General features: G+C 66.7%; 19 protein-coding genes. 11 read left to right on the forward strand and 8 right to left on the reverse strand.

Annotation, left to right across the window (positions count from 1 at the left end):
• The 3 genes from AC1Q6V_RS13255 to AC1Q6V_RS13265 form a co-directional block, all read right to left on the reverse strand.
• Window positions 1-497: copper resistance protein CopQ (locus AC1Q6V_RS13255; protein WP_492363701.1), on the reverse strand; the 497-nt coding region annotated here is incomplete at its 3' end.
• Window positions 498-910: 413 nt separating this feature from the next.
• The gene (locus tag AC1Q6V_RS13260; protein WP_058697051.1) at window positions 911-1,477 is read right to left on the reverse strand and encodes a TetR/AcrR family transcriptional regulator; all 567 of its coding nucleotides are present in this window, start codon (window positions 1,475-1,477) and stop codon (window positions 911-913) included.
• A gap of 271 nt (window positions 1,478-1,748) precedes the next feature.
• Entirely contained in the window at window positions 1,749-2,144 is a 396-nt protein-coding gene (locus tag AC1Q6V_RS13265; RefSeq protein WP_010812502.1) for a hypothetical protein, read from the reverse strand.
• 378 nt (window positions 2,145-2,522) lie between these two features.
• Here AC1Q6V_RS13265 and AC1Q6V_RS13270 point away from each other — a divergent pair, with 378 nt between their 5' ends.
• The 5 genes from AC1Q6V_RS13270 to AC1Q6V_RS13290 all read left to right on the forward strand — a co-directional run bounded on the left by AC1Q6V_RS13270 (window position 2,523) and on the right by AC1Q6V_RS13290 (window position 5,538).
• Complete coding sequence (locus tag AC1Q6V_RS13270) at window positions 2,523-3,479, forward strand: alpha/beta hydrolase (protein WP_454750173.1); 957 nt, start codon at window positions 2,523-2,525, stop codon at window positions 3,477-3,479.
• Between the two features lie 232 nt (window positions 3,480-3,711).
• The gene (locus AC1Q6V_RS13275) at window positions 3,712-3,996 is read left to right on the forward strand and encodes a hypothetical protein (protein WP_010812500.1); all 285 of its coding nucleotides are present in this window, start codon (window positions 3,712-3,714) and stop codon (window positions 3,994-3,996) included.
• Between the two features lie 89 nt (window positions 3,997-4,085).
• On the forward strand, window positions 4,086-4,778 hold the full coding sequence (locus AC1Q6V_RS13280) for an alpha/beta hydrolase (protein ID WP_010812499.1): 693 nt from the start codon (window positions 4,086-4,088) through the stop codon (window positions 4,776-4,778).
• Between the two features lie 60 nt (window positions 4,779-4,838).
• On the forward strand, window positions 4,839-5,207 hold the full coding sequence (locus tag AC1Q6V_RS13285; RefSeq protein WP_010812498.1) for a hypothetical protein: 369 nt from the start codon (window positions 4,839-4,841) through the stop codon (window positions 5,205-5,207).
• 97 nt (window positions 5,208-5,304) lie between these two features.
• Window positions 5,305-5,538: a hypothetical protein gene (locus AC1Q6V_RS13290; protein WP_010812497.1), complete on the forward strand. Its 234-nt coding sequence runs from the start codon at window positions 5,305-5,307 to the stop codon at window positions 5,536-5,538.
• A gap of 232 nt (window positions 5,539-5,770) precedes the next feature.
• Here AC1Q6V_RS13290 and AC1Q6V_RS13295 read toward each other — a convergent pair whose 3' ends face one another.
• Window positions 5,771-6,901 carry an AGE family epimerase/isomerase gene (locus AC1Q6V_RS13295; RefSeq protein WP_010812496.1) on the reverse strand — a complete coding sequence of 377 codons (1,131 nt, stop codon included), beginning with the start codon at window positions 6,899-6,901 and terminating at the stop codon, window positions 5,771-5,773.
• 136 nt (window positions 6,902-7,037) lie between these two features.
• Here AC1Q6V_RS13295 and AC1Q6V_RS13300 point away from each other — a divergent pair, with 136 nt between their 5' ends.
• From AC1Q6V_RS13300 to AC1Q6V_RS13310, 3 genes are all read left to right on the forward strand, one after another.
• Window positions 7,038-7,286 (forward strand): hypothetical protein, encoded by a 249-nt coding sequence (locus AC1Q6V_RS13300; RefSeq protein WP_010812495.1) that lies wholly within the window; start codon window positions 7,038-7,040, stop codon window positions 7,284-7,286.
• Window positions 7,287-7,525: 239 nt separating this feature from the next.
• Window positions 7,526-7,804, forward strand: a complete 279-nt coding sequence (locus tag AC1Q6V_RS13305; RefSeq protein ID WP_010812494.1) for a hypothetical protein — start codon at window positions 7,526-7,528, stop codon at window positions 7,802-7,804.
• A gap of 51 nt (window positions 7,805-7,855) precedes the next feature.
• Complete coding sequence (locus AC1Q6V_RS13310; RefSeq protein WP_234788137.1) at window positions 7,856-8,101, forward strand: DUF6566 family protein; 246 nt, start codon at window positions 7,856-7,858, stop codon at window positions 8,099-8,101.
• 29 nt (window positions 8,102-8,130) lie between these two features.
• On the opposite strand, the gene AC1Q6V_RS13315 is transcribed toward AC1Q6V_RS13310, so the two are convergent.
• A complete protein-coding gene (locus tag AC1Q6V_RS13315; protein ID WP_454750174.1) occupies window positions 8,131-9,765 on the reverse strand; it encodes an acyl-CoA synthetase in 1,635 nt (544 codons plus the stop codon).
• Between the two features lie 268 nt (window positions 9,766-10,033).
• Between AC1Q6V_RS13315 and AC1Q6V_RS13320 the strand changes: the two genes are divergently transcribed.
• From AC1Q6V_RS13320 to AC1Q6V_RS13330, 3 genes are all read left to right on the forward strand, one after another.
• Window positions 10,034-10,738 carry a Crp/Fnr family transcriptional regulator gene (locus tag AC1Q6V_RS13320; protein WP_041688066.1) on the forward strand — a complete coding sequence of 235 codons (705 nt, stop codon included), beginning with the start codon at window positions 10,034-10,036 and terminating at the stop codon, window positions 10,736-10,738.
• A 121-nt stretch (window positions 10,739-10,859) separates the two neighbouring features.
• Window positions 10,860-11,501: an AraC family transcriptional regulator gene (locus AC1Q6V_RS13325; RefSeq protein ID WP_454750175.1), complete on the forward strand. Its 642-nt coding sequence runs from the start codon at window positions 10,860-10,862 to the stop codon at window positions 11,499-11,501.
• A gap of 500 nt (window positions 11,502-12,001) precedes the next feature.
• Window positions 12,002-13,636, forward strand: a complete 1,635-nt coding sequence (locus AC1Q6V_RS13330) for a hypothetical protein (RefSeq protein ID WP_454750176.1) — start codon at window positions 12,002-12,004, stop codon at window positions 13,634-13,636.
• Between the two features lie 234 nt (window positions 13,637-13,870).
• Here the strand turns inward: AC1Q6V_RS13330 and AC1Q6V_RS13335 are convergent, their stop codons facing one another.
• From AC1Q6V_RS13335 to AC1Q6V_RS13345, 3 genes are all read right to left on the reverse strand, one after another.
• Window positions 13,871-14,038, reverse strand: coding sequence for a hypothetical protein (locus tag AC1Q6V_RS13335; protein WP_010812488.1), 168 nt, complete (start codon window positions 14,036-14,038; stop codon window positions 13,871-13,873).
• A 264-nt stretch (window positions 14,039-14,302) separates the two neighbouring features.
• Window positions 14,303-14,725, reverse strand: coding sequence for a VOC family protein (locus AC1Q6V_RS13340; RefSeq protein WP_011617040.1), 423 nt, complete (start codon window positions 14,723-14,725; stop codon window positions 14,303-14,305).
• Between the two features lie 29 nt (window positions 14,726-14,754).
• Window positions 14,755-15,870 (reverse strand): NADH:flavin oxidoreductase/NADH oxidase, encoded by a 1,116-nt coding sequence (locus tag AC1Q6V_RS13345; protein WP_439669947.1) that lies wholly within the window; start codon window positions 15,868-15,870, stop codon window positions 14,755-14,757.
• Window positions 15,871-15,947: the final 77 nt, after the last annotated feature.

Here is a 15,947-nt window from a genome sequence, read left to right on the forward strand (position 1 = left end):
GTACCGTCGGTGTAGGGATCAGGCTTGCCAACGCGCGCACCATCGGTGTACGGGTCGAAGCTGCGCGACGGTTGGGCCGAAACACCGCTGCGGTCCAGGCCGGCTACCGTGCGGGCACCGTCGGTGTAGGGATCAGGCTTGCCAACGCGGGCACCATCGGTGTACGGGTCGAAGCTGCGCGACGGTTGGGCCGAGACACCGCTGCGGTCCAGGCCCGCTACCGTGCGGGCACCGTCGGTGTAGGGATCAGCCTTGCCAACGCGGGCACCATCGGTGTAGGGATCGGCCTTGCCAACGCGCGCGCCTTCGGTGAACGGATCAAACTTGCCGGTGCGGGCGCCTTCCGTGAAGGTGTCGAACTTGCCGGTGCGGAAGGTGTAGCCGTACTTGTCGCCGGTGAAGGTGCTGTCCTGCACGCTGGCCGCTTGCGCAACACCGCCCGCGAGCGCGGCGGCAAGGGTGGCGGCGGTAATCAGGGTCTTGGTGATCTTGGTCATGATGGGCTCCAGGGTGCGATGTTTCGGGATCGCGTCAATTCGGTATCAGTGGCTGTGGCAGATCGTTTTTTTCGATCCCGCATCTACTAGTAGATAGATACTCGGCCTCGAAAAAATGACCGCCTCCGGTCATGCAATGGGACCGCCACGTTTTCGCCTTGTCTTGCTTGTTGCCGGCGGTGCAGCGCTTCCATGAGTCAAATACTATCTACTACTAGGTAGATAGTCAAGGAAAAACATTTCTATCGGCCCGATAGCCTATGCCTTTTCTGGCTCTATCTCGTTGTTTTAAAAGCGATTATCACCGATTCCGAAGCGCCGGCGGCCGACCGGCTGTCTGCAAATAAAAAAGCCGCCATGCAGCTTGCGCCACATGACGGCTTCAGACGCGCCACTGATATTGCGCGAAAACCTTAGCCGGCGACGGCGGCCATCAGCGTATCCGCAGCGGCTTCCACCCGGTCGGAGGTCCCGAACAGGCGTGCCGCAATCAGCCCGCTCTGCAGCGAGCCAAACACAACCTGTGCCAGCCGCGCCGGCGGCACCGGGAACGGCGTGCTGCGCTGCGGCTGAGCCCGCTCCAGCAGGCCGGCCAGCCATTGTTCGTTCATCAGGAAGAAACCCTGCAGCAGCTTGTGCACGGACTCCGGCAGGCACAGCGTCTCGGTCGACAACATGCCGCACAGGCAGATCTGGTCCGAGCCGCAGCTGGCGCGGAACGGCGCCAGGTAGATGGCCGCCTGCTCGGTGACCGGCAGGCTGGTGTCGATGGAGCGGATGCGCTCGGCCAGGCGGGCGCTGTATTCCTTCACCGCCTCCAGTACCAGGTCCTCTTTGGACGGGAAGTAATAGTGGATGCTGGAGGTCTTGACCCCCACCAGTTCCGCCAGGTCGCGGTAGCTGAAGCCGTTGAAGCCGCGGCGGCGGATCAGGACGAGGGTGTGCTCGAGCAGTTGCTCGCGTACTGATTGCGTTTTCATGAAAGCAGTTTATCTACGCGAAGATAGGCGCTCAAGCCTAAATGCCCCGGGGCTGGGGTAATTCCCTAGCCCCGGGGCATCTAAGGCATGTGCTTTAACCAGGCAGGACCTGCGCGGCGAAGGTAATCATCGAGCCACTCGTCACGCAAAGCACCAGCCATCCGCCAAGCAGCAGGATACTGTCACGCAAACTCATGATGGACTCCATCGGACGGCAGTCAGCGTGACCGCCGCCGTAAAGTTGTTGGCCGCCGGCCTCAGCCGGCAGCAATCAAGCCAGGGCGCCGTCGGTGTAGGGGTCAGCCTTGCCGACGCGCGCGCCGTCCGTGTACGGGTCGAAGCTGCGGGCCGGCCCGGCCGACACGCCACTACGGTCCAGGCCAGCTACGGTGCGGTACCCGTCCGTGTAGGGATCGGTCTTGCCGACGCGGGCGCCGTCGGTGTACGGATCAAACTTGCCGACGCGGGCGCCTTCCGTGAACGGGTCGAACTTGCCGGTGCGGGCACCTTCCGTGAAGGTGTCGAACTTGCCGGCGCGGTAGCTGTAGCCGTACTTGTCGCCAGCCGAGGTGTTGTCTTGCACGCTGGCGGCTTGCGCCACGCCACCTGCCAGTGCGGCGGCAAGGGTGGCGGCGGTGATCAGGGTCTTGGCGAACTTGGCATTCATGATGGGCTCCTGGGTGCGATGTTTCGGGATCGCGTCAATTCGGTATCAGTGGCTGTGGCAGGGTCACTCTTTCGAGCCGCATCTACCAGTAGATAGATGACAGGTGCTAAAAAAATGACCATGCCGGTCTTGCGATGGGATCGCCACTTTTCCGCCCGTTCTTGCTTGCTTCCGGCGGTGCAGCGGTGCCATGGACTCAATGCTATCTACTACTAGGTAGATAGTCAAGGCAAAAGTTTTCTATCGGGCCGATAGCTGCCTGCCGACGCTGCACGATATGGCTGCGAATCCACTTAAGGCATGCGTGCGAATGAACTTTTCTTCACCCGGACGCCGATGGCCTGCTAGCCTGAAGGGAACGCCATCCCGAAACTCGCCATGCCTGAAGGCCCCCGCCCCGCTCAGCCGGAATCCCGCCACCGCTGGCTCGCCACCGCCGCGGCACTCGCCGTGGCCGCGGGTGTTGCGCGGCATCTACTGTTTCGTGCGGTGGAACGCAAAGCCTTTGTCACGCCGACGGATGAAACAAAGGACGCGGCAGCACCCGACATTTCAGCCCTGACGGTGCGCCCTGCCACGTTCGCCAGCGGCAATCGCATGCTGCACGCCGCCTTCATGCCGGCCGCGGACCCCGAAGCGCCAGCGCTGATGGTGTGCCACGGCGACAATGAGAGCCTGCCCGACTGGGCCCCGGTCCAGGCCATGCTGGCGGGCGCGGGCATCGCCTCCTACGTCTTCGACTACAGCGGCTACGGCCGCAGCAGCGGGCGGCCAAGCGTGCGCCGCCTGCGCGAGGATGCGCTGGCCGCCTACCGGCAATTCCTGGCAGCCACGCCGCAGGCAAAACGGCGCGTGGTGCTGGGGCATTCGCTGGGATCCGGCATCCTGCTGGAGGTGGCGCAGCGCTTCGATCCGCAGCCCGACGGCTATGTCATTGCGGCGGGCTTCAGTTCGGCGCGCCTGGCCGCAGTGCAGACCGGGCGCATACCCGCATGGGCCGCGTGGCTGCTGCCGGATCCGTGGAACAACGCTGCGCGTGCCAGCCGGCTGGAGCGGCCGCTGCTGGTGGTGCACAGCCGGGACGACGCGGTGATCGTCCCACCCCACGCGGAACGCGTGGCCCGTGCGGCCAGGCATCTGCATGCGCTGGTGATGCTGGACGCCATGCCGCATGACGCAGCCATCCTGCCAGAACATATCGAGGCATTCTGGCCGCCGATCCTGCGCTTTGTGCGCGCGCAGGACGGCGATGCCATGCAGGCACTGTTGGCAGGAAACGACGCGAGAGATATGAAGGCGACCCGCCGGGCAACACGGGTCAGGCAGGCACACTGAGGGATTGCACGGGCTCGTTGGCCACAGCAAGTGGCGAGCGCGGGCACCAGGGTCCCGGTACGGCCGACCCTGGGCGGCCAATCTACCGCAGACTTCCGCCACCAGCAATCATCCTTGTGGGCGAGGCGCCACGGCGAGATGCCCGAGAGACTTTTTGCCGGTTTCTTGTCTATATTGGACCCCATGGCACGAGCATCGCAATTTCGCCATTGACAGCACTGGAGGTACTGCCATGCGTTGGCTTGCAAACCTGTTCAGTCCGCCGACCCCGGAGAAAATCGCCGAGAGGGAACTGCAAGACATGAGGCTGACGCTGTTCCAGGCCGAAAGGCGCTTGCTCGAAGCGCAGATGCAGGTGGCCTACTACCGCGACATGGTGGCGTTCCTGGAAGACGTCGCGGCCAAGGGCGTGGAAGACGTGGTCGACAAGCGCCGCGCCACGCCGCCTGCGATGCCGGAGCTGCCGGCACGCACGCCTGGCCTCACCACGGTCCCTATCGTTCCGTCCGCGGCCTGACGCAGCCGGGACAGGCCCCGACCTGTGCGATACTCGCGCTGCCTGGCGCCCGTGCGGCGCGCAGGCGCATATCCACAGGAACCAGCCCCATGAGCGAACTGCTGCCCGCGATCGAATTCGAAACCGCGCCCAATCCCGCCTGCGCCGTCATCTGGATGCATGGGCTGGGCGCCGACGGCAGCGATTTCGCCCCGGTCGTGCCTGAGCTGCGCCTGCCCGCAGCGCCCGGCGTGCGCTTTATCTTCCCGCACGCGCCGGCTATCCCCGTGACCTGCAACGGCGGTTATGTCATGCCGGCCTGGTATGACATTTATTCCCTCGATGAATCCGGGCGACGCGCCGATGAAGCCGGCATCCGCGCCTCTTGCGAAGCCATTCGCGCACTGATTGCGCGCGAGAACGCCCGTGGCATCCCCACGCACCGCATCGTGCTGGCAGGCTTCTCGCAGGGCGGCGCGATTGCCTACACCGCCGGGCTGAGCCATGCCGAGACGCTGGCCGGCATCGTCGCGCTGTCCACCTACATCCCTGCGCCGAAAGCGCTGGCGGCCGAGGTCAGCGCCGCCAACGCCACCACGCCCGTGTTCGCCGCCCATGGCACGCAGGACGACGTGGTGCCGCTGCAGCTGGGCGTCGCCGCCCGCGATTTCGTGCAGGCGCGGCAGCACCCGGTGACCTGGAACACCTATCCGATGGGCCATTCGGTCTGCCTGGAAGAGATCGCTGCCATCGGCGCCTGGCTGGCAGCGCGCTTTGCGCAGGCAGCCACCGCGCAGTCCTGATCCGCTCCCCGACAAGATGATTGCCGGCCGCTGCGCCGCGCATCGCACCACGCCGCAAGCATGACCCTCGCCCCACTCCCCAGGATCGATTTCAATACCCGCAAGGCACTGCTGTTCGCACTCGCTGCCGAACGGCTGTCGGCCTACTATGAACACCGCCAGTGGATGACCGACGCCCAGGGTGCGACGCTGGCCGGCGAATGGCTGTCGCGCTCGAAGCTGCAGTTGCCGCTGTCCGAGCGGCGCCTGTTGTCGGAACTGAGCGACCAGTTTGCACGCCAGCTGGCTGAGACCCTGTCACGCGAGGCCGGCCTGTACGCCGCGCACGAAATGATGGAAGCCCTCGATCCCAACTACCAGTCTGCGTTTGCCTACGACATGCTGGAAGAATGCGAGCGGCTGCTGCATGAAAACGGCGTGACGGAATAGCGGGCCGGACGGCGGCCGGCGTTTGCAAAGATTGACAATTGCATTGCGCGCGGGCGCGTAAACTTCGCGCACTGATGACGCCCCCCTCCCGCCTACCATGGAACGCAAGCACTGCCTGGCCTGGATCGCGCTGAGCATGATCGCAGCAGCCTTGCTGACACTGCTGTGCCTGATCCTGAATGACCACGCCGAGACCCAGGCCGCCAAAAGGGTCGAGCAAATGGCCGTCCGGGTGAAGCCCGCCGGCGCAGGCCTGATCCAGACCCACGCTGCGTCCCCGGCCGCTCAACAGCCGGAGCGGCTGTCGCAGGCCCTGGGCGCGCGGCGCTGAGCCGCATCGGGTGCGCCCCGGCCCGTAACTTCAGAACGACGACCAGTGGTTAAGAAGAACAACAGCACGGGCCGGGGCGCGGGCTTGAGTGTAGGCGCGGTGCCCACCGACGACTGCAAAGAATTGATAAGAGCGCGGTAGCCGCCTACGCGGCTGCCTCTGCAGGGCCTGTGCCGCCACAAACGCCCCGCAGCAGCGCATCGTGCTGCCGCACCGCCTGGCGCAGGGTGGCCTAAGCCCCTGGCAATGCCGGCCACGCCACGCCGGCCAGCGCGGCGAGCGCCGAGTAGGACGTCGCCAGGTGGTACGGCGAGGTCGAAGGCATTTCGGCGCGTACCACGCTGCCCGAGCGCGCCAGGCATTCATGCCAGCCGTGATCGTGCAGGAAGCGGCTGCGGAACTGCTGCGTCCAGGCTTCCAGCGCCGCCAGCGACTCCGGCGCGCCATGCACGGCGAGCGCGCGCGCATATTCGGTCTGCGCCCAGATGCGCTGGGTATCGTCCAGCATGGAGCCATCGGCGTTCAGTGCCGCGCTGACGCCCTGCGTCGACGGCACCACGCCGTGCCGCTGCGCAAAGGCAAAGGCCTGGCGCAGCGTATCGGCCAGCGGCAGGTCGCCGAGCAGCGCCGGCCTGCCTGCCACCAGCGAGAACCACTCGAACTGGTGGCCCGGCTCGATGCGGTTGCCGGGGCTGCCTTGGGGCAGCTCGGCAATGCAGCCGCTGGCCGGATCGACAAAGCGCTCATGCACCGCCATCGCGATCTCGCGCAGGCGTTCCGCATACCATTCGTCCCCGGTCGCATCCAGCGCGGCCAGGTAGGCCTCGGTCAGGTGCATGATGGGGTTCTGCAGCACGCCGGCACCCTTGGGCCGGAAATGCTCGGTAAGCGCGGCGTGGTACAGGCCCTGTTCGTCGCCGAAGAGGTCCTCGACGACATCGACGGTTTCATCGAGCACGTCGAGCGCATCGGGATTGCCGCGCCGCGCATGATAGTTGGCGCAGGCGAAGATCACGAAGGCATGCGTATAGAGGTCGCGCGTGGCATCGAGCGGCGTGCCGGCCGGGTCGACGCTGTAGAGCCACGCGCCCTCGCCATTGCCGAAGTAGGCCTGCAGCGAGCCGAACAGCGTATCGGCATGCGCATGGTTGCCGGCCAGCGAGAACACATAGAGCTGGCGGGCGCATGCCATGGCGCGATAGCGGGCCGGCGCCAACGGCGCGGCACTGGCGCCGTCGAGTGCCTCGTAGGGCAGCAGCAGGTCGCCGTTCCAGCCGCTGGCGGTCCACAGCGGCAGCACGGTGGCATCGTAATGTGCCGTCAGGGCGGCGACCCCTTGGTTGAGCTCAGGCGAGATGGGCATGGTCTGGCGGAAAGTACAGGCGCGGCGAAGGCCGCAAAGGCCGTATCTTGCCATGCCGCGGCCGCAAGACAGTCATGGCATTTGCGGCGACCTCTTGCTAGCATCAATGGCGCCCACCCGCGAACGGGAGACAGCCATGTCGACTTTGCCCCTCACGCTGACTGACGATCACCGCACATTGGTGCTTCACGTCCTTGAAGATGCACCCGGCCAGTTCACCTGGCGCATCGTCATGGAAGAACGCTGTGGCGCCGCCGACGAGGATTGCACCGTCGCAGCGCCATCCACCTACGGTTCCCGCGCAGAGGCCGAGGCCGCCTGCTGGGCCGCCGGCAACGGCATACTGAACGGTCCGCGCGCCGCAGGCGAACTGCACGCCACCTGAAGCCCCCACGGCATCGCGCAACACTTGCACAACGTGCCGCGTGTCCTAGTCTGGAAGCGTGGCAGTGGCAACGCGGGGTATGCATTTACCTGCGGTTTTCCGTTCCGGCCACGCCCGGGCAACGTATGCTGCCCGGGGCGCTTCCTGCCACCTGCCTGTCATATTCCTGGCCTTAACTGACCTGGTCGCCATGCCGCCCCTAGAAACGGGCACGGTGGGCAAGGCCGCAGGAGCATGCAATGGATAAGCCGGTCGTCACTCCCCAGCGCTTCGTTGAACTGATGAACGAGCGCCTCACCAAGCATCCCCTCTTCCGCGAGGGCATGCGCGTCTATGCCATCCCGCAGCACACCGACCATCCGCGCAGCCTGGTCTGCGTGGGGCCGCGCGGCACCGAATGCGTATGCGCCACCATTGAAAACATCGTGCGGGGTGAATGTGAGGTGTTCCCGGACATCGACCAGGACTGGCACCGCCCGCCCAAACCCGGCAACCCCGCCGAGATGCGGGCGCGTTGAGTTGCCCCGGCGCGCCTCACGTCTATGCCCAGTGGATGGCATGACCAGAACGTGACATACCGCGGCCACCGCATCCATGTCGCGGCGCTGCGCTATGGCGGCCAGCATGACGGGTGGTGGACGCTGCGCGCGGAGATCTGGCATCACGGCAGCAAGCTGGCGCTGCCCTGCCCGGCCGCGCAGACGCGCTTTGGCTGCGCCACCGACGCCACGCGCGCGGGCATTGCCTGGGGGCGCGAGGCCATCGACACACACATCGCCGGCCAGCACGATGCCGAAGACGCGGCGCTGCAATAGCGGCGCTGCACCAGCGCCGCTTCAGCCCATCAAACGTCGATCGCCGAATCCGACTTCACCTTGCGGCGCAGCTCGAACTTCTGGATCTTGCCGGTCGAGGTCTTGGGCAGCGGCCCGAAGTAGACCGCCTTGGGCACCTTGAAGCCCGCCAGCAGCGTGCGGCAATGCGCGATCAGTTCTTCCGCGCTGACGCTGGCGCCGTCCTTCAGTTCGACAAACGCGCATGGGGTCTCGCCCCACCTGGCATCGGGCTGCGCCACCACTGCGGCGGCCAGCACCGCGGGATGCCGGTAGAGCGCGTCCTCCACCTCAACGCTGGAGATGTTCTCGCCGCCGGAAATAATGATGTCCTTGCTGCGGTCCTTGATCTTGATATAGCCATCGGGCATGCACACACCCAGGTCGCCGGTATGGAACCAGCCGCCGGCAAAGGCCTCGCGCGTGGCCTTCTCGTTCTTGAGGTAGCCCTTCATGCAGATATTGCCGCGGAACATGATCTCGCCGATGGTCTCGCCATCGGCCGGCACCGGCTGCATGGAATCGGGATCGAGCACCGCCACCTGCGACTGCAGGTGATAGCGCACGCCCTGACGCGCCTTCCTGACCGCGCGGTCTTGCTCGGACAGCGTGCTCCAGTCATCCTGCTCGGCGCAGACCGCGGCCGGGCCGTAGACCTCGGTCAGGCCATAGACATGGGTCAGCTCGAACCCCATCGCCTCCATCTGCGCCAGCACCGCGGCCGGCGGCGGCGCGCCGGCCACCATGCCGCGCACCGGGCCGCGCACGCCCTCGCGCCACGCGGCGGGCGCATTGACCAGCGCGGTATGCACGATCGGCGCGGCGCAGTAGTGGGTCACGCCCTCTTCGCGCATCAGGTCGAATACCAGCCTGGGCTCGAACTTGCGCAGGCACACGTTGACGCCCGCGCGCGCGGCAACGGTCCACGGGAAGCACCAGCCATTGCAGTGGAACATCGGCAGCGTCCACAGGTAGACCGGGTGCTTGGGCAAATCCCACTCGAGGATGTTGGACACGGCATTGATGGCCGCGCCGCGGTGGTGGTAGACCACGCCCTTGGGGTCGCCGGTGGTGCCCGAGGTGTAGTTCAGCGCGATGGCTTCCCACTCGTCGGCCGGCATGTGCCACGCGTAGTCCGGGTCGCCCGAGGCGAGGAAGGCTTCGTAATCGGTGTCGCCGAACGGCGCCTCCTGCGGGCCCAGCACGTCATGCACGGCGATGACCTTCAGGCCGGGGATCTCCAGCGCCATCTGGCGCGCCAGGTCGGCAAACTCGGTATCGGCCAGCAGCACGCGCGCCTCGCCATGGCGCAGCATGAAGACCAGGTTGGCGGCGTCGAGGCGGATATTGAGCGCATTGAGCACGGCGCCCGCCATCGGCACGCCGAAATGCGCCTCCACCATGGCCGGCGTATTGGGCAGCAGCGCGGCCACGGTATCGCCCTTGCCGATGCCGGCACGCGCCAGCGCGCTGGCCAGGCGCCGTGCGCGCGCATAGGTGTCGCGCCAGTTCTGGCGCAGCGGGCCGTGCACGATGGCCAGGCGCTGGCCGTACACCTCGGCGGCGCGGACCAGGAAGTCGATGGGCGTAAGCGGCACGAAGTTGGCCGCGTTGCGGGCCAGGCCGCTGTCGAAATCGGTGGGCATTGCTTGTGTCTCCGCGTATCTGGCGGCGTTGGCGGCAGGGCCGCGCAACAGGCCGCGTGATGCTGTCAATGCGCTGCATGGGTGCAGCGATGTCCGGGGCGAGGTGACCATTGTCCGCGCCATCCGGCGCTGTCACTTTTTCTGGCACAAGGCTATCATCGCACACGCTGGCGCACTGTCGCCGAGACGACAAACCTGCCGCAAACCCGCGCCAGGCAAGGCTTACACGATTCTTACAGGGACCCGGCCCGAGCCGCGCGTCCATGCCATGAGCGAACCTGCAGACCCGATTTCCGCCCCTGCCGCAGTCCTTGCCGGCCATGCCTGGTTCGGTGCCCTGGCGCCGGAACACCAGGCGCTGGCCGCGCGCGAAACGCTGCTCCAGTCCTTTGCCGCGGGCGCCTTCATCGCCCGGCGCGGCGAGCCGTCGCGCCACTGGATCGGGGTGGACAGCGGCCTGATCAAGCTGGCGGTGTACACCCCCGACGGGCGCGGCTGCACCTTCTCCGGCGTGCCCGCCGGCGGCTGGTGCGGCGAAGGCAGCGTGATCAAGCGCGAAGACCGCCGCTATGACGTGATCGCGATCCGTGACTCGCAGGTGCTGCTGGTGCCAGAGCCGGTGTTCAATACGCTGCTGGCGCAGAGCCTGCCGTTCGCCAGCTTTGTCGTGCGCCAGCTCAATGAGCGCATGGGCCAGTTCATCGCCACCGTGCAGAACGACCGCCTGCTGGGCGCCGATGCGCGCGTGGCGCAGGCCATCGCGCAGCTGTTCCACCCGGACCTGTATCCGCGCACCAGCCCCGTGCTGGAGCTGTCGCAGGAAGAGATCGGCCTGCTGACCGGGCTGTCGCGCCAGCGGGTCAACCAGGCGCTGCGCCGGCTGGCCGATGCCGGCATGGTCCACCTGTCCTACCAGAGCATCCGCGTGACCGACCTGCCCCGGCTGCGCCACTTCGGGCTGTCCGAGCTGTAACGCCGCCGTCACCGGGCGCCGTGAACGATCAAACGGACGACGTCCGCGGCCTTGCGCCGCCCGTTGAATCCTGCGACAGTTACCGGCCGCACCCCCGCTCAGCTTCCGGGTTGTCTTCCGCATGCCGCTTGTCAGCCGTCACCACGTCCGCTTTGCCCGCCTGCGCTTCCCCTTTGCCGTGCAGGTACAAGCCCTGCACGGCACGGCCAGCCTGCGCGACGCCAATGCGCGGCGCGAGGTGCGGCCCGGCGACCCGTTCGTGGTCCACGCCTTTGCCCACTTCGACTGCGACCTGCCCGGCACGTGGCAGCACCCTTGCGCCATCGTCCTGAGCGCCGTCCCGGACAGTGAATGCCCGCGCCTGGCCGGCAAGCCCGGCGACAGGCCCTGGTCGCGCCGCTTTGCCGGCCTGGTCTTTTCCCGCCCCGATACCGACTGGAATGTCGAGCGCCTGGCCGCGCAATGGCAGGTGCCGGCCCGCCAGGTGCGCGCCCGGCTCTTCGCCGAAGGCGAGGCGCTGCACCCGCTGCTGCGCGAGCAACGCGCCGCCCATGCCCTGCACGCGCTGGCCGCCGCCGGCCCGGTGTCTTCGCTGGACGTGCTGGCGGCGCATGCCGGCCTGCGTTCCGGCAGCGCGCTGGCGCGCAGCTGGCAGAACTGGTTCGGCATCGATGCGGCGCGCCTGGTGGAAGATTGCCGGGCAGGCAGCCGCACCACAGCGCCCACTGCCACCTGGCCCGGCCTTGTGCCGACGGCTGCCTGACACAGCGGCCTGGGCGTCACATGGCGCGGAGTTTGTCAACCACCGCGCGCAGCAACCAGCAATGCATCGGCAATGATTGCGCTGATCCCGGGCAATACCGCCCTGACCCTCGGCATCGGCGTGAACGGATTGTTCTACGATATTTCGGTCGGCCGCCCGTAACCTCGCCCCCAACCGTGAATCCGGGCACCCCGCGCCCGGACACGAACCAAGCCGGTGCCGCCCTGCGGCACCGGCTTTTCTTTTTTTCCGCCAGACCAATGAATGCAACCACGGCAGCCAGGCACGTGACAGCCATCCTGCAGCGTTGCCGCAGCAGCCTCTGCCCACACACTCCCGACAGTTTGTCAATCGCCTGAACTCGGGTTGGCCCCATCCCCCCTATCACGCAGACTCGCCTCGCGGGGCGGGTCAGCCACCCTGCGGGCGGGGCCTGCATGAGCCGGATATCGACCACCGCAGGACTCCGCCAGAACAAAAACCATACAGGGCGAAACGGGATGAAAACAAAACAACTGTTCTTGACGGGTCTGGCGACGGCGGTCCTGTCTGCATGCGGAGGCGGCGATGGCGGTTCGACCGCGCCGACCACCACCACGGCGGCACCTGCCGCCACCAGGATCAGTGGCACCGCCGCAGTTGGCGCCGCACTGGGCAATGCCGCCGTGCAGGCCAAGTGCGCATCGGGCAGCGGCACCGCCACCACCGCGGCGGACGGCAGCTTCACCATCAGCATCGAAGGCGCGGCGCGCCCCTGCGTGCTCAGCGTCACCGCGCCTGACGGCACCACGCTGCATTCCGTGGTCGAAGCCGGCACCGGCACCACCGCGACGGCCAACATCACGCCGCTGACCGAGCTGGTCACCGCTTCACTGGCACAGGGCAACACCGATGCCTTCTTCGAGCAGTTCGATGCGAACGCGCAAGCCAGGCTCACCTCCGACAACGTAACCAGTGCCATCGGCGCCGTGCGCCTGGTGCTGACGGGCGTGGTCGACCTTTCCAGCATCGACCCGGTCAAGGATCCGCTGGTGGCCGCCAACGGCGCCAACGCGGGCAATGCGCAGGACCAGTTGCTGGACCAATTGGGCGATCGCCTGGAGGCATCCAAGACCACGCTGGCTGAGCTTTCTTCGGCAGTCGCTGCCAATGCCGGCGCAGCGGCAGTCCAGACCGCACTGCAACCGGCAGCGGCCACCTGCGCCGGGTTGAAGACCGGCAAGTACCACGTCGTGGAACTGGGCACGCCGATTGGAGAAGCCGGCGAAATGGACGCCGCCACGTTGCAGTTCAAGCTGGGCACCGACGTGACCACCTTCACCGCCGACGCATCGGAAGCCTGCCGCTTCACCGCAGGCACCGACACCGTGCTGGTCACCAAGTCGGGCCTGAGCGTGGTGCTGCCTCCGGCTGGCACGGTCAACCGCCTGCCCGCCCTGCTGATTCCTGCCCAGGCACTGGCCCTGGCCGACCTGGCTGGCGACTGGAATGGTCTTGGCTATGAGCGCGATGGCCCGTCGCCGTACGCGGCGTCGCGCGTGAACTTCAGCCTGGATGCCGCGGGCAAGGTGACCGCCGGCGCAGATTGCTCGGGCCTGGATTCGTGCTCGGCATGGCTGCCGGATGAATTTCCCACCATCACGCTCAACCCCGATGGCGGGCTGAACCTCACCGAACAGGACGGTGGTGTTGAGCGGGCCTACGCGTTCAAGGGCACCGACGGGCAACTGGTCATCGTCTTCACCCACGGTGACGGATTCACGATGGCCACCAGGCGGATCGCCCGTGCGCTGCCTGCCGTGGGCGCGACCAGTTCGTTCTGGGACACGAGCATTCTTCCGGTGGACAGCAACTCCGCCACGGCCGATGGCATCAGCACGACGACGGCCTCCACGGTCAAGGTCACCGCGGTGGATGCCCAGGCAAACACGTACACGCGCGAGCGCGACGACGGACGGGTGGACACCTGGAAGGTGAACACCCCGCTCGACGGGCTGCGCTACCGTGCCCCGACGCCCAACAACAGCGGCGGTAGTGAGGCCATCAGCATGTCGATTGGCAACACGGGCCTGAATGTGGCGATCGGCGTGAATACGGCTCGCCGGTTCTTCAGCATCTCGGTCAACCGTCTGTAACTCCGCTGCAAGTCGCCGGACTGCTGCGTCCGGACAGCGATTCAAGCCGGTGTCGCCTTGCGGCGCCGGCATTTTTTTTGTTGGGCTGCACAACCGGTGCTACCGCAGGACTTGCCGGCAGCGATCGATACGCTGCCGCGCGACTCGATCACGCAGGGCGAAGGCAACCCCGACCGTCAGGCGGCGGCCGCGGTAGAATCAGCAGAACCCCCGCTCAGCCGGGGGCCGGCGGCATCAGCCGCCCGAGTGCAGCGGGGACAGCGAATAGGCGAGCACCAGCCCCGCAACTATCGCCGGGGAACCCAGCCGGATCGCCGTGCTGCGGGACAGCACGCCCAGATACACATACAAACACACCAGCACCATCGCAGTCACATACAGCAGGCTGTCATAGACTTGCATGGATGTCTCCCTTGCCATTGTTCTTATTGCTTTACTTCGGTGGGCTGCCGACGGGGCGTGATGCGGGGGTCTTGCGGGAATGCGTGGGGGCGCTCCGTCGCCAGCATGCTATGGCTGTCTGTTGAAATGATAGTCACCACTTCGACGGAGCGTGGCAATCATGGAAATCCCTTTGCGGCACTGCACCAGTCATGATGCAGCGCCGCAAGGCAAGGCCTTGATAGAAGGAACAGGGCGTGCGCAAGGCGCGCATCGCGCCGGTCCTCAATCCGCGGGCAACATCTCAGGATTCCAGGCGATTTCCCACAGATGCCCGTCGGGATCCTGGAAATAGCCGGCGTACCCGCCCCAGAACGTATCCTGCGCCGGCTTGACCACGCTGGCGCCCGCGGCCAGCGCCTGGGCCATCACCGCATCCACTTCCGCCTTGTCGCCGACGTTATGCGCCAGCGAGAAATCCGTCTGCGCGCGCGGTGTCAGCTGCAGTCCGGTGTCATGCGCAAGACTGGTGCGCGGCCAGACCGCGAGCTTCAATCCGGCCTGCAGGTCGAAGAAGGCCACGGCGCCGTGCTCGAACTGCTCGCCGACAATGCCTGCGGTGGGCAGTCCCAGGCCGTCGCGATAGAAGCGCACCGCACGCTGCAGGTCATCGACACCCAGCGTGATCAGCGTAATCCGGGGTCTCATGGCGGGTTCCTCCTGTATCGACCCGCAGCCTAGCGCTGCCCGAAAGCCGCATCGGCAAACAGGTCTTTCAGTTCGCGCGGCTGCGACCGCCAGTATTGCTTCGGCGCCTGCACGCTTGCGCCCAGCCGCGCGGCCGCATGCCAGGGCCAGCGCGGGTCATACAGCATGGCACGGGCCAGCGACACCGCGTCGGCTTCGTGGTTGGCGATGATGGCTTCGGCCTGCTCCGGCTCAGTAATCAGGCCCACCGCAATCGTCGGCAGGCCAACCTCGGCCTTTACGCGCTGCGCGTACGGCACCTGGTAGCCGGGCCCGAGCTTGATCGCCTGCTGCGGCGACACGCCGCCGGTGGTCACATGGATCGCCGCGCAGCCGCGCGCCTTGAGAGCCTTCGACAACGCCACCGTGCCTTCGATATCCCATCCGCCCGGCACCCAGTCGGTTGCGGAAATACGCATCCACACCGGACGCTCAGCCGGGAACACCTCACGCACCGCGTCGAACACCTCGATCGGGAACCGCATGCGGTTCTCCAGGCTGCCGCCGTATTCGTCGTCACGATGGTTGGCCAGCGGCGACAGGAACTGGTGCAGCAGGTAGCCGTGCGCGGCATGGATCTCGATCCCGTTCAAGCCAAGCCGCGCAGCACGCCTTGCCGCCGCGACAAAGTCGTCGCGCACCTTGTCCATGCCGGCACGGTCCAGCGCGGCAGGCGCGACTTCTTCCGCGCCATGCGGTACCGCGGAAGGCGCCACCGCATGCCAGCCACCAGGCGCATCCGGCGCGATCTGCTGCCCGCCATCCCATGGCGCCTGGCTCGACGCCTTGCGGCCGGCATGCCCCAGCTGGATCGCAATGGCGATCGGCGAATGCGCGCGCATCGCCTTGACCACGCGGCCAAGCGCCGCCTCGTTTTCGTCCGAATACAGGCCCAGGTCCTGCGGCGTGATGCGCCCTTCGGGCGAGACTGCCGTGGCTTCCACGATCAGCATGCCGGCGCCGGACAGCGCCAGCGAACCGAGGTGGATCATGTGCCAGTCGCCGGCATTGCCGTCCTGCGCGGAGTACTGGCACATCGGGGCGATGATGATGCGGTTGGCGAGGGTGAGATCGCCGATGGCGAGCGGTTCGAACAGAAAGCTCATGCGTGCTGCTCCATGCAGGGATCGGACAGGAAATATCAATTCTAGGCCGGCGCCGGAATTGCTGCCGGCCCGGCCGC

The sequence above is a fragment of the Cupriavidus sp. GW823-FHT07B10 genome (assembly GCF_058794355.1).

Coding starts and splice junctions, on each gene's coding strand:
- AC1Q6V_RS13260 (WP_058697051.1), bottom strand. CDS start 1,477: ATGAAAACGCAATCAGTACGCGAGCAACTGCTCGAGCACACCCTCGTC.
- AC1Q6V_RS13265 (WP_010812502.1), bottom strand. CDS start 2,144: ATGAATGCCAAGTTCGCCAAGACCCTGATCACCGCCGCCACCCTTGCC.
- AC1Q6V_RS13270 (WP_454750173.1), top strand. CDS start 2,523: ATGCCTGAAGGCCCCCGCCCCGCTCAGCCGGAATCCCGCCACCGCTGG.
- AC1Q6V_RS13275 (WP_010812500.1), top strand. CDS start 3,712: ATGCGTTGGCTTGCAAACCTGTTCAGTCCGCCGACCCCGGAGAAAATC.
- AC1Q6V_RS13280 (WP_010812499.1), top strand. CDS start 4,086: ATGAGCGAACTGCTGCCCGCGATCGAATTCGAAACCGCGCCCAATCCC.
- AC1Q6V_RS13285 (WP_010812498.1), top strand. CDS start 4,839: ATGACCCTCGCCCCACTCCCCAGGATCGATTTCAATACCCGCAAGGCA.
- AC1Q6V_RS13290 (WP_010812497.1), top strand. CDS start 5,305: ATGGAACGCAAGCACTGCCTGGCCTGGATCGCGCTGAGCATGATCGCA.
- AC1Q6V_RS13295 (WP_010812496.1), bottom strand. CDS start 6,901: ATGCCCATCTCGCCTGAGCTCAACCAAGGGGTCGCCGCCCTGACGGCA.
- AC1Q6V_RS13300 (WP_010812495.1), top strand. CDS start 7,038: ATGTCGACTTTGCCCCTCACGCTGACTGACGATCACCGCACATTGGTG.
- AC1Q6V_RS13305 (WP_010812494.1), top strand. CDS start 7,526: ATGGATAAGCCGGTCGTCACTCCCCAGCGCTTCGTTGAACTGATGAAC.
- AC1Q6V_RS13315 (WP_454750174.1), bottom strand. CDS start 9,765: ATGCCCACCGATTTCGACAGCGGCCTGGCCCGCAACGCGGCCAACTTC.
- AC1Q6V_RS13320 (WP_041688066.1), top strand. CDS start 10,034: ATGAGCGAACCTGCAGACCCGATTTCCGCCCCTGCCGCAGTCCTTGCC.
- AC1Q6V_RS13325 (WP_454750175.1), top strand. CDS start 10,860: ATGCCGCTTGTCAGCCGTCACCACGTCCGCTTTGCCCGCCTGCGCTTC.
- AC1Q6V_RS13330 (WP_454750176.1), top strand. CDS start 12,002: ATGAAAACAAAACAACTGTTCTTGACGGGTCTGGCGACGGCGGTCCTG.
- AC1Q6V_RS13335 (WP_010812488.1), bottom strand. CDS start 14,038: ATGCAAGTCTATGACAGCCTGCTGTATGTGACTGCGATGGTGCTGGTG.
- AC1Q6V_RS13340 (WP_011617040.1), bottom strand. CDS start 14,725: ATGAGACCCCGGATTACGCTGATCACGCTGGGTGTCGATGACCTGCAG.
- AC1Q6V_RS13345 (WP_439669947.1), bottom strand. CDS start 15,870: ATGAGCTTTCTGTTCGAACCGCTCGCCATCGGCGATCTCACCCTCGCC.